This is a genomic window from Methylomonas sp. TEB (assembly GCF_047777895.1).
GTDB lineage: Bacteria > Pseudomonadota > Gammaproteobacteria > Methylococcales > Methylomonadaceae > Methylomonas.
This window is the reverse complement of record NZ_CP180476.1, coordinates 2,210,112-2,225,010: the sequence shown is the minus strand read 5'-3', so window position 1 is coordinate 2,225,010 and position 14,899 is coordinate 2,210,112. Positions and strand designations below refer to the sequence as shown.

The 14,899-nt window shown below is 53.4% G+C and carries 9 protein-coding genes; 7 read left to right on the top strand and 2 right to left on the bottom strand.

What is annotated here, in order from left to right:
• Window positions 1-211: 211 nt before the first annotated feature.
• A complete protein-coding gene (locus ACMXD4_RS10035; protein WP_415880662.1) occupies window positions 212-1,132 on the bottom strand; it encodes an EamA family transporter in 921 nt (306 codons plus the stop codon).
• A 323-nt stretch (window positions 1,133-1,455) separates the two neighbouring features.
• Window positions 1,456-1,929: an Lrp/AsnC family transcriptional regulator gene (locus tag ACMXD4_RS10030; RefSeq protein ID WP_415880661.1), complete on the bottom strand. Its 474-nt coding sequence runs from the start codon at window positions 1,927-1,929 to the stop codon at window positions 1,456-1,458.
• Window positions 1,930-2,089: 160 nt separating this feature from the next.
• Here ACMXD4_RS10030 and leuA point away from each other — a divergent pair, with 160 nt between their 5' ends.
• From leuA to ACMXD4_RS09995, 7 genes are all read left to right on the top strand, one after another.
• Window positions 2,090-3,811: a 2-isopropylmalate synthase gene (gene leuA / locus ACMXD4_RS10025; RefSeq protein WP_415880660.1), complete on the top strand. Its 1,722-nt coding sequence runs from the start codon at window positions 2,090-2,092 to the stop codon at window positions 3,809-3,811.
• 728 nt (window positions 3,812-4,539) lie between these two features.
• Window positions 4,540-4,800, top strand: coding sequence for a DUF2024 family protein (locus ACMXD4_RS10020; protein ID WP_415880659.1), 261 nt, complete (start codon window positions 4,540-4,542; stop codon window positions 4,798-4,800).
• Between the two features lie 455 nt (window positions 4,801-5,255).
• Window positions 5,256-7,223, top strand: coding sequence for a TonB-dependent receptor plug domain-containing protein (locus tag ACMXD4_RS10015; RefSeq protein WP_415880658.1), 1,968 nt, complete (start codon window positions 5,256-5,258; stop codon window positions 7,221-7,223).
• A 13-nt stretch (window positions 7,224-7,236) separates the two neighbouring features.
• Complete coding sequence (locus tag ACMXD4_RS10010; RefSeq protein ID WP_415880657.1) at window positions 7,237-9,306, top strand: TonB-dependent receptor plug domain-containing protein; 2,070 nt, start codon at window positions 7,237-7,239, stop codon at window positions 9,304-9,306.
• A 42-nt stretch (window positions 9,307-9,348) separates the two neighbouring features.
• Window positions 9,349-9,978, top strand: coding sequence for a YfiR family protein (locus ACMXD4_RS10005; RefSeq protein ID WP_415880656.1), 630 nt, complete (start codon window positions 9,349-9,351; stop codon window positions 9,976-9,978).
• 32 nt (window positions 9,979-10,010) lie between these two features.
• On the top strand, window positions 10,011-12,755 hold the full coding sequence (locus tag ACMXD4_RS10000; RefSeq protein WP_415880655.1) for a response regulator: 2,745 nt from the start codon (window positions 10,011-10,013) through the stop codon (window positions 12,753-12,755).
• Window positions 12,755-14,899 (top strand): EAL domain-containing protein, encoded by a 2,145-nt coding sequence (locus ACMXD4_RS09995; RefSeq protein ID WP_415880654.1) that lies wholly within the window; start codon window positions 12,755-12,757, stop codon window positions 14,897-14,899. The genes ACMXD4_RS10000 and ACMXD4_RS09995 overlap by 1 nt, the downstream gene beginning before the upstream one ends.

Genomic DNA, 14,899 nt, shown 5'->3' with positions numbered 1-14,899 from the left:
TAATAGACCGCTTGGCCCGGCTTGATAATGACGTTGATTTTCGCATGCCATAAAGGGGACTGGGCAATTTCTAAAAATCATCGACCTGCTTGGATTACTTGCAAGCTTAGCCAAATCCAAGCGTGCCTGCAGTGCTGCACGTTTATCAGAAAACAGCCTCAACGCATTTCGGCGTTTGCTTCCGCGCCGGGACTCAAAAAAGGTGGGGTGGTCATTTGCTCGCGCGTGGCGCCGCTGCCGGTTTGGCCCTTGAGCCGTGCGCGCTGTTCATGAATACGATAGCCCCGACGATGATCGCCGCCCCACTCAGGACGCGCGGCGTTAGCGGTTCTTGCGCGAACCAGTTGCCTAAAAACACTGCCACCAGCGGATTGACGTAGGCGTAGGTCGCTACCAACGGAATCGGCGCGTTTTGCAGCAACCAGGCGTAGGAGGCGAAACCGATCATCGAGCCAAACACGATCAGATACGCCAAGGCCAGCCAGGAGTTAACCGATACCTGAGCCAGGTTGAAAACATCCCATTGTTCGCTTAGCGCACTGACCAGCAACAAGGCAAAGCCGCCGGTCAGCATTTCCGCGCCGGTTGTCATCAGTGCCGTCTTCGGCAAATCCGCAGTTTTGCTGTAAATTGAACCTAAGGCCCAAAGCAAACTGGCGAGCAGTAGCGCCGCCACACCGGGCAGATTTACCGGGATACCGTCTGATAACGCCGTCGGACCGACCAGCAAGTAAATCCCCATGAAGCCAATGACCAATCCGACCAGTACACGCAGCGTTGGTCTGGTGCCGTTAGGTCTGAGTGCGTCGGCCATTACCAGAAACATCGGCACGGCACCGATGATCAGCGCGGCGACGCCGGATGGGACAGTTTGTTCGGCCCAACAAACCAAGCCGTTGCCGCCGAGCAATAACAAAATACCGACAACAGCAGCTGAACGCCACTGCCGAAAAGTCGGTGCGGCATCGTCGGCCAGACGCCGCCAGGCCAGCAAAATGAAGCCGGACACCACAAAACGCAATCCGGCCGACAAAAATGGCGGCAGCGTCTCGACGACAAAGCGGATCATCAAATAAGTTGACCCCCACACCAGATAAACGGCCAACAACGCGGCCCAGACCTTAGCTTTCATTCTTAAAACGCCTGGCTTTTACCATTCGCCCTGGAGTTGTCGAGGGACGCGCCAAATCAGGCTTCGACAGGCTCAGCCCGAACGGTGTACCCATATTAAATACGGCCGGATTCATAATTTCGGCTGCTACTTGCGCCCCTGCCAGCCACGGGCGTAACGGCCGGGGCGAATACTTTTTGTTGCCGCTGATTGAGGTTGGTACCATGCGAAAGCCTAACGGTAGGAAAATTGCTCGAAAGTTATCGAAGTGTAGACAGCTGGTCCGCTGTCAGTCGCCGTGTTTAGGCGCAGTTTATACGAAGCGGCCTACCCGTTCTGAATAGTCAAAGCCCCTCCCCAACCGAAAACCCCGTCTTATCCACCACCCGCCGCAACACAAAGCTGGTATGTACCCCGCTGACACCGGCAATGCCGGTGATGCGCTTCAGCAGTAACTCCTGGTAGGCGTCCAAGTCTTTGACCACTACCTTGAGCTGGTAGTCGGCGGTTTGGCCGGTGATCAGCAGGCATTCCAGGACTTCCGGAATGCCGGCGACCGCTGCTTCGAAGGTGCTGAAACGTTCCGGCGTGTGTTGGTCCATCGAGATGTGAATCAAGGCCATCAGCGTCAAACCCAAGGCTTTGGCATCCAGCAGCGCCCGGTAGCCGACGATCAGGCCACCCTCCTCCAAGGCCCGTACCCGCCGCAAGCACGGCGACGGCGACAGGCCGATGCGGTCGGCCAGTTCCTGATTGCTGATGCGGCCATCGGTTTGCAGGATGTTCAAGATTTGCTTGTCGTATCTATCCAGTTCCATAAAATGCCCGCTATTCATTTAACAAAACAATAAAATAAAACATTATCGAAATTTTCAGCAACATTCTATCAACATTCAGCCTTTTACATCGCATAAACGCAATCGAGTGGCGGAAGGTTTGGCCTATCCTATCGGCTATCGTTTTGAGGAGCTAAAAGCCATGTTGACCGACCCATCCCACAAATACCGCCCGTTTCCGCCGATAGCGCTTGCCGACCGCCAATGGCCCAATAGCACGATCAGCCAAGCGCCGATCTGGATGAGCACCGATTTGCGCGACGGCAACCAAGCCTTGTTCGAGCCGATGAACGCCGAACGCAAGCTGCGCCTGTTTCGCACCTTGTGCGGCATCGGTTTCAAGGAAATCGAAGTGGCGTTTCCGTCGGCCTCGCAAACCGATTTCGACTTCGTGCGCCGCTTGATAGACCAGGCGTTGATCCCCGACGACGTCACCATCGAAGTGCTCAGCCACGCCCGCGAACCGTTGTTGCGCAAAACCGTAGAAGCCTTGCACGGCGCGCGCTCGGCCATCGTCCATATCGTCAACGCCACCTCCCAACCGTTTCGCGAACTGGTGTTGGGCATGAGCCGGGCCGAGGTGTTGGCGATGGCCGTCGATGCGGTGCGCTTGGTCAAACAATTGACCGCCGACCAGCCGCACACCCATTGGCGCTTGCAATACAGCCTGGAAACCTTCACCGCCACCGAGCCGTATTTCGCCGTCGAGTTTTGCGATGCGGTCATCGCCGCCTGGGACGCAACGCCTGAGAACAAGATCATTCTGAATTTACCGTCGTCGGTGGAAACGGCGACGCCGAACGTCTACGCCGACCAGATCGAATGGATGCACCGCCATATCGCCCGCCGCGACAGCGTCATCCTCAGCGTGCATCCGCACAACGACCGCGGCACCGCGGTAGCCGCCGCCGAACTGGCGTTGATGGCCGGCGCCGAGCGCGTCGAGGGTTGTTTGTTCGGCAATGGCGAACGCACCGGCAACGTGGATTTGGTGACACTGGCCTTGAATCTGTACACCCAGGGCGTGGCGCCGGGCCTGGATTTTTCAGACATCGACAAGGTGGTGGGCGATTTCGAGGCTTGCACCGGCTTGAGCGTGCCGCCGCGCCAACCCTATGCCGGCGAGTTGGTGTTCACCGCATTTTCCGGCTCGCACCAGGACGCCATCAAGAAAGGCTTTGCCGCCCTGCAGCCCGGTAGCACCTGGAACGTGCCGTATCTGCCGTTCGATCCGGCCGACGTCGGCCGCGGTTACGACGCGGTGATCCGCATCAACAGCCAATCCGGCAAGGGCGGCATCGCCCATTTGCTGGAAAGCCATTACGGCGTGGTGCTGCCGCGCCGTTTGCAGATCGAATTTTCGCGGGAGGTCCAACAGCACGCCGACCGCCACGGCGGCGAAATCGGCGCGGAAGCGTTGTGGAATTTATTTGCCCGGAGCTATCTGGATGCAGCAAAGCCTTTGCGTTACCGGGGCCATCAATTGTTCGAGCACGCGCAAGGCCAAGGCATACAACTGCAAATCGAATCGGACGGCGAACCGCACACATTAACCGGCGTCGGTAACGGCCCGATAGCTGCCGCGGTCCAGGCCTTAAATTCGCTCGGCGGCGCAGTGTCGGTACGCAGTTACGAGGAACGCTCGGTCGGCAGCGGCGGCGATGCCCAAGCCTGCGCCTTTGTCGAACTGGCAACAGCGAACGGGACTACGACTTATGGCGTCGGCATGGACGCCAACATCGTCAGCGCATCAATCAAGGCGCTGATCAGCGGCTGCAATCGCTTGGCCGACGATATGGGCTTATGCAATTTAACAAAATTGAACACGTCCCCAGCGACGATACCCGCAAACGCCACATCCTAAACTGTCGTTCCAGGTCGTCAAAGCCAATTTCCTCGCGTTAGCTGCTAATCGGCGCAACCGATTACTAAACGGCCGGTATCGAAGCGCGGCGCACTATGACGCTCCGCCCCGTAAAATATCGGAGATTTATGACGAGCCGGAATGAATTAATTTGGGCGGACAGGGATTGGGGACTGTTTTAAAAACCCAACATCGTTAGCTGTCGAACAGCTGCTTAACGTCAATTAGTCGGTTTCAAGTCGCGCTGCCTTTGCCATTAGCAGGCTGCGCGCAATAAGGTTACAGTTTCAGTTCAAGTAAAACCGCTAGTCATTCGACGACCATACGAGCCGCATGTATAGGTCATCCAGTTCCGCAATTATTGGCGATATTGAGGCATATCATCAGCGAGCATGGACAGTTACCGCATTCGCGATGGTATGAATGCATGCCTGAAATCAGGATATTGAAAAACCTTTTTATATCGATTCGATATTGCTATAGAATTTTACCGAATCCGTTGAAGTGTTTTCACCCCAAGGGGAACGTTTTTGCGGATCTCTGCCGATGACGGATGTAAATCCGTCATCTCGGCATCTTTCTCATGACGTTGTCAAAGAATTCCGAACACCAAACATTCAGGGAATGCCTGACCAACGCCGAACCGAAAAACCGCATTGGACGTTTTTATCTGGCCATTTCGTTAATGGCATCGAGCAATTTTTACTTTATTCATCCGGGAGTTTTTGATGGAAATCCACGTTTACGATACCTATGTAAAAGCACACGACAACCATGTCATGCACTTTGATGTATTTACCGCCAGCAAGGACGGTGAGCAAGCCATTCAGTATGCCAAACAGTGGCTATCTTCAATCGGTGAAAGCGATGCCGTAGTCTCCAGTAAGGAATGTCGCTTTTGCCATACTCAACAAGCACCGGTTAATGTGATTGACACTATCAATCGCCAAGGTTACTTCATATACAAAATGGAAGGTTGTCCGGCTTGATAGCTATCTTGTTGTCATGCCAGAGAATTCCAGGCCTTGCATTGCAAGGCCTTAGCGTAAGAAGGATGAAACACCTATTTTCCGAAAAGCATAAGTAACGACCTCAGTAGCATCCTCGTCAACAGCGACATGACTCCAACATCGAACTTACACGCGCCGAAAGGGTGCCCTGATCCCAGCTAATACGGTTGTCCTTGCCATGCGGCCCTGGGAGAACAATGGCGTCCACCCAAATCGAACCCATCAGACTATCTCAAAACGATACATCAGCCTTTTCCTGCATCTCCCAGCAATCCCTGCCTAAAAACACCAGAATTGAAATCTAACTAGCTTGAACGACAATAATCTATTGTAAAATAATCGTTTTCGTATATTGCGTTAATCGACAGTTTGTACGCACTAAGCCAAGTCTTATCATTATTCATGTCCCCGCTACCCAATAGACAAGACTTTCAATGCGCGCGCTAATCGTCCTAGGTATGCTGTTGATGCCTTTGGCTACGACGCAAGCGGCCGGTAAGGCGTCGGAAGATTTAACCGAACTGTCCATCGAGCAATTGCTGAATGTGGAAATCATCAGCGCTTCCAGGCTGGGTCAAAAAGCCAGTCAAGCCCCTAGCTCGGTTTCTATTTTAACGGCAAACGACATACGCACTTTCGGCTGGCGCACGCTGGCGGACGCGCTGAACAGTATGCGCGGTTTATTCACCAGCAATGACCGCAACTATAGCTTTGTCGGCGTGCGCGGCTTCATTCAGTCCGGCGACTACAATTCCCGCGTATTGTTCATGATCGACGGCCAGCGCATGAACGAAAACATCTTCGACTCCGGCAATATCGGCCAGGAATTCATGCTGGACATGGACTTGGTGGAACGTATCGAGTTTATTCCCGGTTCCGGCTCCACAATTTACGGCGCCAACGCCTTTTTGGGCTTGATCAATGTGGTCACCAAAAAAGGCAAAGCCTTGAACGGGGCGCAAATAGCCGGTGAAGTAGGTAGTTTTGACACCTACAAAGGCCGCGTCAGCTACGGCAAGCAATTCGACAACGGCGCCGATGTGCTGGTGTCGGCATCGCATTTCGATACCCAGGGCATGGAAAATTTATATTTCCCGGCTTTCGATGATCCCAGCACCAACAACGGTATCGCGCATAACATGGATACCGAGCGTGCTGACCGCTTGTTCGGGCGGATGCAGTTCGAAGAGTTTACCCTCAGCGGCGGTTTTGTTGATCGCTACAAACGCGTACCAACCGCGGCTTACGGTGCCATTTTCAATGATCCCCGCTCTCATACTTACGACAGACAATTTTTCACCAATCTGAAATATCAAAAAGCCCTGAGTGCGAAGACTTCGTTCATGGCTAAGGGATTTTACCAAGGCTACGATTACATGGCCGAGGACCCGTTCAATGACGCCGGTGATTACATTTATCACGACCAAACCAGCGGCCGCTGGTGGGGCGGCGAAGCACAACTAACAACTAGCGTATTCGACGGACATAGACTACTTTTCGGCTTGGAATATCAATACGATCAAACCCAGCGCCAATTTGGCTATGTTACCGACCCTTATCAAATTTATCAGGATAGCGACCTCAGCGGCCACCGCGTCGAACTCTATGCTCAAGACGACATCCAGTTACTGGACAATCTGGTTTTCAGCGCCGGCCTGCGCCTAGATCAGACCCACATGCTCAAACGCCTGCAACTCAATCCACGTCTGGGCTTGATATGGAACCCTTTGGAGAGTACCACCTTCAAGCTGCTGTACAGCTCGACATTTCGCGCACCGCATGCCTGGAACCTGGATTACAACAACTACTATTACGGCGTCAGCCCCGAACTTAGAGAAGAGCAAATCAGAAGCTACGAAGCGATTACCGAATGGCATTCCAATGCCGGGCTCAAACTGCTGGTTTCCTTGTTTTACAACGACATCACCGAGTTATTAAAAGCCAACCCCGATACGGCGCTGCTGGACAATGTTGGAAAATACCACGCCTACGGTGCGGAATGGGAAGCGGAAAAACGTTGGGACAGCGGCAGAATGTTCAAGGCGTCTTACACCTACAGCTTGTTTACCAACGAAGCCAGACACGGTGTATGGGCAACCGGTTCGCCGCAAAATATTTTCAAATTACACTATGCTGAGCCTTTGTTCGACGATTTTGTCCGGCTCGGCATCGAAAATATATACATCGGCGACCGCAAGACATTTCAGAGCGGCAAAGCCGATGCCTACAATCTGGTCAATCTGAATGTGAGCACGGATCGCTTGATGCGTGGCCTGGATGTGTCCTTCGGGGTTTATAACCTGTTCGACAGTCATTATGAAATGCTGATCAACAGCGACCGCTTCGACCTGTTGCAAATGAACGGCAGGGAATTTCGCTTGAAACTACAGTTGACGTTTTAAAAGGGCCGATCATATGAACAAGGCGTTTTATCGAGCAAAATCTTGGGCTATTGGCCTGGGAGCGCTGTTGTGTTTGGGACAAACCACCTCGCACGCCGCCAATCAAGAGCCTGAACGTGACAATTTACCGGATCTGACCGGCCTCAGCGTCGAGCAGTTAATGAATCTCGATGTGACCTCGGTGATGAAAGTCCCCACCGATATCAAACACGTTCCCGCCGCCCTATTCGTGCTGAGCAGCGACGAAATCCGCCGAACCGGGGCTACAACTATCCCGGAAGCGTTGCGCGTGGTGCCGGGCATGCACGTGGCTAAAGTGGACGGCAATAAATGGGCCGTATCGATGCGCGGCTTCAGCAGCCAATTTGTCAATAAATTGCTGGTGTTAGTGGACGGCCGCAGCGTTTATAACCCGCTGTTTTCCGGGGTATGGTGGGATCAACAAGATGTGATGATGGAAGACATCGAACGCATTGAGGTCATCCGCGGCCCCGGCGCCAGCTTATGGGGCGCCAATGCGGTCAACGGCGTCATCAACATCATTACTAAATCGGCCAAAGACACGCAAGGCGGTTTGCTATCCAGTCATGTCGGCAGCCAACGCTACGGCGGCGGTCTGCGCTACGGCGCCGATTTGGGCGGCGACGCCTATCTAAAAGTCTACGGCCGCCACACTAACTACAGCGACTCAAAAACCCTGGGTAGCAGCAGTAAGGCTGGCGATGAAGGCGAGATGAGCAAAATCGGTTTTCGTTACGACAAAGCCATCGACTTTACCAACAAACTCAGCTTGCAGGGCGATGCGTACCTCGGCGAGAGCAATGGCGCGCTGCAACACTTCCCATCTTTGACATCGCAGCGGACACCGGTGCTGGCGCCGCCCTTTTCTCGGGAATTACCAACGGACCAATTGTTCTCCGGTCATTACATTCAAGCACGCTGGGAACAGCATCAAAGCTCTGACTCCAATACCGTACTGCGCATGTATTGGGACAGGCACAGCCGGAAATCGCCTTACTTGGATTCGGAATATCAAATCGACAATATCGATGTCGATTTTCAGCATAACTACAAGCTAAACGATAGCCACATGTTGGTGTGGGGCAGCGGCGTGCGTTTCAATCTGAATAATTTTGAGGACAGCGCGCAAATCTCCATGAGCGCCAACAACCGAACCGACCGTATCTACAGCCTGTTCGGGCAGGACGATATTACCCTGGTACCCGATCATTGGCATTTGACCTTGGGCAGCAAGCTGGAGCACAACCCGGTCACGCAATTTGAAGTGCAGCCCAACGCACGCTTGCTGTGGACGCCCGACGACAAACATTCGTTTTGGGGCTCGGTATCCCGCTCGGTGCGCACGCCCAATTGGGTCGAGCAAAATATTTCCTACGGCTTGCAAACCCAGCCATACACGATACGCGGCAATACCGTGCCGGTGCTGCGCAGCCTTACTGGCAACCCCGACTTGACCGCCGAGAAAATGCTCGGCTTCGAATTGGGTTGGCGCGGCCAACTCAGTCGCCAACTCAGTACTGATGTAGCCTTGTATCATTACAGCTACGACGATTACGCCAGCTTGACGCCCAACATCCAACGCTTCGCCGGCTACATGTTGCAGACGCTGGATTACAACAACTACGGGCATGTGCAAGTCTTCGGCGGGGAAATCAGTGTCGATTGGCAAGCGACTGAAAATTGGAAACTGCGGGCTACTTATAGCCACGAAGAAGAACGTTTCCGCCTGTCGCCGCTGGCACCTGCCAACACCACACTGATCTCCGGAGACAGTTACCCGGCCCATAAAGCCATGCTCTGGTCCATGTACCAATTCTCCCCACAACTCAAGCTGGATCTGAACTGGCGTTATTCGGACGCAACCGGCGTTAACGGCGCACAATCCAGAGCCTATCAGGACCTGGATGCACGATTGGGATGGGACTTGGGCGCGGGCGTGGAACTGGCGCTGGTGGGCCGAAATTTGCTGAACAGCAGTCATTTCGAATACGGCTCGGATATGTTTTCCACCGCCACAGCCGTGCAACGCGAGGTATACGGCACCTTGCGCTGGGACTTCTAAGCGGCCCGGCACTATGCATACAGCAAAGAACCGGTGTCGAACATGAGTCGAATCTTGCGCCATCTTTATGCAAGATTGTGCGGATCGTGCCGAAATCGCGGCAGCGAGGCTTCGTGCCTGTGCGCCTCGGAAATATCAAGATTTGCGCCCATCACGCTATTCAGCAAAATGCTGTTGCTGCCTTTGCTGTTTAGCGGCCATTTATGCCACGCCGAAGCGGCCAGCGAAGCGGCGGTAAAAGTGGCGTTTTTATACAATTTCTTTAAGTTTATCGAATGGCCGGAGTCGGCAACCGCGCAAAATCGTTATACCTTGTGTCTGAGCAGCCATACCGATTTCGGCGACCATTTATTGATGTTGGAAGGCAAAACGGTGAACGGCAAGCCCTTGGATATCGTCCGCAATATATCAGCCAAAGATATAAAATCCTGCCATCTGATCTTTATTGATACCGCCGATAATCCGGGCGATTACGCCCGTGAATTAAAAGGCTCGCCGGTAGTCAGCGTCAGCGATAAATCCGGATTTATCAACCAGGGCGGCACCATAGGTTTGATCCAGGACGGCAACCGGCTCAGCTTCGAAATTAACTTGGAAACCGCCAACGCAGGCAACACGCGCATCAGCGCCCAGCTGCTGAAACTGGCTAAAAACATTTTGGCCGGTAAATAAGCCCACATGCAGATGACATCTCGACGCCACCCATGATTCGCGACAAACTGGCCAATCTGCCGATGACCTACAAGCTGCAACGCTTGCAAGCCATCACTTTGGCATTGGCTCTGCTGTTTACCTTGTTAATTACCAGCATGACGCATATCTGGCAAGAGCGGCGCGAACTGTCAATGGAGGTGCGTTCGCTCGGCAAAATGATCGGTTTTAACGCTAACGCTGCGCTGCTGTTTGGCGACACCAAAACCGGCACCGAGATTCTAGCCACCTTACGCGGCAAATCTGAAGTCATCTCCGCGCAACTCTACAAAAATGACGGCGAAATTTTCGCCCATTACCCGGCCAAGGCTGCACCGGACAGTTTCCCCGCCACCTTGAGCGATGCGGAACAACAACAACGCAACCAGGGTTTGCGGATATTGAGCCAAGTCATTTTAAACCCCTTACCCGACGATAACGGCGACGTGATCGGCACCTTACGCTTGCAGCTCGACTTAAAGCCCATGTGGCGTATGGTGATTATCAGTCTGGGCCAAATTTTTTTGGTGATGGTGGTGTCGTTTATTCTGGCGGTTTTTTTCGGCCGGCGCTTGGCGGAATCGATCGCCGCACCGCTGATCCGTTTGTCTTCACTGGCCAAACAGGTATCCAGGGACAACAACTACATGGTGCGCGCCCAAGGTGAAGGCGAAGATGAAATCGGCCAACTGGTAAGGAGCTTCAACCAGATGATAGAGCGGGTACAACAACGCGATGCCGAACTGGAAAATCAGCGCGGCAACCTGGAAAAACAAGTCGATCTGCGCACCGCCGACCTGCGGCAGGCCGTCGTCGATGCCCAAGCCGCCAATATCGCCAAGTCGCAATTCCTGGCAACCATGAGCCACGAAATCCGCACCCCCATGAACGGGGTGCTGGGCATGACCGAATTGCTGTTGGGCACCGACCTCGACACCACGCAACGCCAATACGCCGAAACCGTGTTCAGCTCCGCCGATTCACTGTTGACCGTGATTAACGATATTCTGGACTTTTCCAAAATCGAAGCGGGCAAGCTGGAATTGGAAGAAATCGATTTTAATTTGATCAATCTTACCGACCAACTCGCTGCCTTGTTCTTCGAACGCGCCAGCAGCAAAAACATCGAACTGGTGTGCACCGTCGATAAACGGGTGCCACGCGACGTCAGAGGCGATCCTTATCGCTTACGGCAAATACTCACCAACTTGTTATCCAACGCCATCAAATTTACCGAAGCCGGCTCGGTGAAAATGCAAGTGAATGTGGCCGAATCGGATCTCTGCCCATCCGCTGATGGCATGTGCCTGGAGTTTTGTATTAGCGACACCGGCATTGGCATCGGCCCGGACACTCAAGCCAGGCTATTCAAATCTTTTAGTCAAGCCGACGGCTCCACCACCCGCAAATACGGCGGCACCGGTCTGGGATTGGCCATCAGCAAGGAACTAAGCGAATTGATGGGCGGCAATATCCAAGTGCAAAGCCGTGCGAACAGCGGCTCGGTATTTACCCTGCATATCCCGCTCCGCCAAGCTAGCCAAGCCCTGCCTGCAAGCTTGCCGGGCAACGATCTGCAAGGCAAGCAAGTCTTATTGGTGGAAGATAATGCCACCAATGCAAAAATCCTGGAAAATCATTTGACTGTTTTTGGCATGTTTACCCGCGTCGCCAAAAATGGCGCGCACGCCTTGGAAATTCTCGATCAGTCGGCACACTTGGGCCTGTTCTTCGATATTGCCGTGCTGGACATGAAAATGCTGGGCATGAACGGCGTCGAATTAACCCAACGGATTCGTATAGACCGGCGATTTGCCAATATCCGCATCGTCATTATTACGTCCAGCAACGATGAGGACGTATTAGCCAAAATTCGCGGCAGCGCCTGCGATCTGTACCTTCACAAGCCCCTGCATAGACGCACCCTGCACGATGCGCTGCTCGGGCTGATGTCGCAAAAACCGCAATCATTCAGTGCGCCAGCTTCTGCTGCCGGCGCCATTCGAATCCTGTTGGCCGAAGACAATCCGGTCAACCAGAAAGTTTGCAGCGCCATGTTGCGCCAGTTGGGCTACACCCTGTCTCTGGCGAATAACGGCCGGGAAGTACTGGATATTATCGAACGCGAGCCGGTCGATCTCATCCTGATGGATTGCATGATGCCGGTCATGGACGGTTACACGGCAACCCAATACATCCGCAATCGGGAAAGCAGCCGCAATTTGCCTCGAATCCCCATTATCGCCCTCACCGCCAACGCCATGGAAGGTGATCGCGAACGCTGTTTGCAGGCCGGTATGGATGATTATCTCAGTAAACCGTTTTTACAAAAAACCTTGCAAGACAAAATCCAGGCGTTGGCAGCCCCGCTGCCCACAACCGCCCTCAATACAGCCGCTCCCGAGATCAAAGCCACTGCCGCTACTCTAGACCCGGCCGCACTGAATACCTTGCGGGAAATTGGTGGTAGCGCGCTGGTCGACGACGTCTTGGCCTTGTTTAGGACAAATGCCGAGCAACATATCGCCACACTCCGCTCCGGCCTGTTGGAGCGCAATACGGAAACAGTTCGGCATGCCGCGCATAGTCTAAAATCGGCCGCCGCCAACATCGGCGCACTAAACCTGTCGGAACTGGCCCGTGCGCTTGAACATGCAGCGCGGCACAACACTTTGCAATTCGATAGCCGGGTTGCCGAAAGCCTGCAAACAGAATATAAAGAAATTCTCCAGCGGCTTTCGCAACTCAAACCCTCATAATGCAACGATTACCTGCCCGCAGCCTGATTTTAGCGATAGACGACGACGATATGGTGCGTCTGATGTTGCAAGAAATTCTGCAAAGAGAAGCGTTTGATGTCATTTGCGCGGCTAGCGGCAAGCAAGGCTTGGCATTGGCAGCCAGCGAACGGCCCAATCTGGTATTGCTGGATGTCATGTTGCCGGACCTCAACGGCTTCGACTGCCTGCAAGCCATCAAAAACATGCCCGGCAACAGCCTGCTGCCCGTCGTGATGCTGACCGGCATGGACGACCTGGAATCGGTCAATCGCGCCTTTCAATTGGGCGCGACCGACTTTATCTCCAAACCGCTCAATTGGCCGACCTTACCGCACCGCTTACGTTACTTGCTGCGCTCGGTCGCCACGTTAGAAGAACTGGCCCGAAGCGAAGCGGCACTGCGCCATGCGCAAAAAATTGCGCAACTGGGCAGTTGGTACTGGTCTATTGCCGACGACAACATGCAATGGTCGGAAGAAGTCTTTAATATCCTCGGCACGAATCGCTCATCGTTCGAACATAAATGCCGCGACTTATACAAATCCATGCAGCCATCGGAAGTCGGCAAACTGCAACAAGCCCTTGATCTTTGCGTCAAAAACCGACGCAGTTTTCGCCTGGAATTATCGATTACTCGTCGAGATGGCGCCAAACAAGTGATTCATATTCAAGGCAAACCCGTGATCGCCGATGGGCAGGTAAGCCATATTCACGGTACGCTGCAAGATATTACCGAACGCCGGCACATAGAAGAACGGGTAAGGCTTTTATCTTACTACGACCCGCTAACCGGCCTGCCCAACCGGACGCTATTCAAAGAAGTTCTGGCGCAAGCAATGGCCTATTGCACACGCTACGGTACGGTCATTTCCACTTTATTTATCAGTATTGATCGTTTCAAACGCATCAACGAAACCCTAGGCCCCAAAATTGGCGACCAGGTGTTGAAATTGTTCGCCGAGCGCTTGCTGGCCGAAGTGCGGGATTGCGACTACATTTCCATCAACGCCGATTACGATTTGGCGGACATGACGGTCTCCCGGCTGGGCGGTAACGAATTTACCGTGTTGCTGAATCGTATCGAGGACACGCGCGATAGCGTCAAAGTGGCTAAGCGGATTTTTCAGGCGATGCAGCACGCTTTTCCGGTGGAGAACACCGAACTGTTTCTGGGTATCAATATCGGTATCGCCGTCTATCCGGGCGACGGTCAGGATGAAGACAGCTTCATCAAAAACGGCGAGTTTGCGATGAACCATGCCAGCGAACACGGCCATAATAATTATCAGTTTTTCAGTAAATCGCTGAATGTTGCCGCGTTTCATAAACTGGCGATGGAAAACAGCCTGCGCCGCGCCATAGAACGCCATGAATTGCAGCTTTACTATCAAGCCAAAATTAATATCCGCCGCCAGCAAGTCGTCGGCTGCGAGGCCTTGATTCGCTGGCAGCACCCGGAACTGGGTTTGATCGGCCCGTCGCAATTTATTCCAATTGCCGAAGATTCCGGCTTGATTGCCCAAATCAGCGATTGGGTGCTGGAAAATGCCAGCCGGCAAACTTTGGATTGGCAACAATCGGGACTGAGCCAAGGGCTGATCATGGCGGTGAATGTATCGGCAACTCAATTCCGACAATACGGTTTTGGCAATCACGTCCGCGACGTATTGACCGGCATCGGCCTGGAACCTCGCTACCTTAAGCTGGAACTGACCGAAACCATCTTGCTCGACCATATCGACGACGCTTTAATAACCTTGCGGGAATTACAAGCCCTGGGCGTCAAAATCAGTATCGACGACTTCGGTACCGGTTATTCATCCTTGTCTTATTTGAAAAAACTGCCTATCTCGGAATTGAAAGTCGATCATTGCTTTGTCCGCGATCTTCCGCACAATGAAGACGACATGGCGATTACCGCGGCAATATTGGCTTTGGCCGACGCGCTGTCGCTGGAAGTGGTCGCGGAGGGCGTGGAGAATGAAGATCAAGCCAACTTCCTGCTCGACAGTGGTTGCGAGGTAGTGCAAGGCTTTTTGTACAACAAGCCCATGCCCGCCAATGAATTTGCCGCATTTGTCCGTGAATTTAATGCGCAACGCTTGTTAGCCGACAAAGTCTGA

What these genes read in the sequence shown, in the direction of transcription:
- ACMXD4_RS10035 (WP_415880662.1), bottom strand. Translation starts at nt 1,132, where the DNA reads ATGAAAGCTAAGGTCTGGGCCGCGTTGTTGGCCGTTTATCTGGTGTGG.
- ACMXD4_RS10030 (WP_415880661.1), bottom strand. Translation starts at nt 1,929, where the DNA reads ATGGAACTGGATAGATACGACAAGCAAATCTTGAACATCCTGCAAACC.
- leuA (WP_415880660.1), top strand. Translation starts at nt 2,090, where the DNA reads ATGTTGACCGACCCATCCCACAAATACCGCCCGTTTCCGCCGATAGCG.
- ACMXD4_RS10020 (WP_415880659.1), top strand. Translation starts at nt 4,540, where the DNA reads ATGGAAATCCACGTTTACGATACCTATGTAAAAGCACACGACAACCAT.
- ACMXD4_RS10015 (WP_415880658.1), top strand. Translation starts at nt 5,256, where the DNA reads ATGCGCGCGCTAATCGTCCTAGGTATGCTGTTGATGCCTTTGGCTACG.
- ACMXD4_RS10010 (WP_415880657.1), top strand. Translation starts at nt 7,237, where the DNA reads ATGAACAAGGCGTTTTATCGAGCAAAATCTTGGGCTATTGGCCTGGGA.
- ACMXD4_RS10005 (WP_415880656.1), top strand. Translation starts at nt 9,349, where the DNA reads ATGAGTCGAATCTTGCGCCATCTTTATGCAAGATTGTGCGGATCGTGC.
- ACMXD4_RS10000 (WP_415880655.1), top strand. Translation starts at nt 10,011, where the DNA reads ATGATTCGCGACAAACTGGCCAATCTGCCGATGACCTACAAGCTGCAA.
- ACMXD4_RS09995 (WP_415880654.1), top strand. Translation starts at nt 12,755, where the DNA reads ATGCAACGATTACCTGCCCGCAGCCTGATTTTAGCGATAGACGACGAC.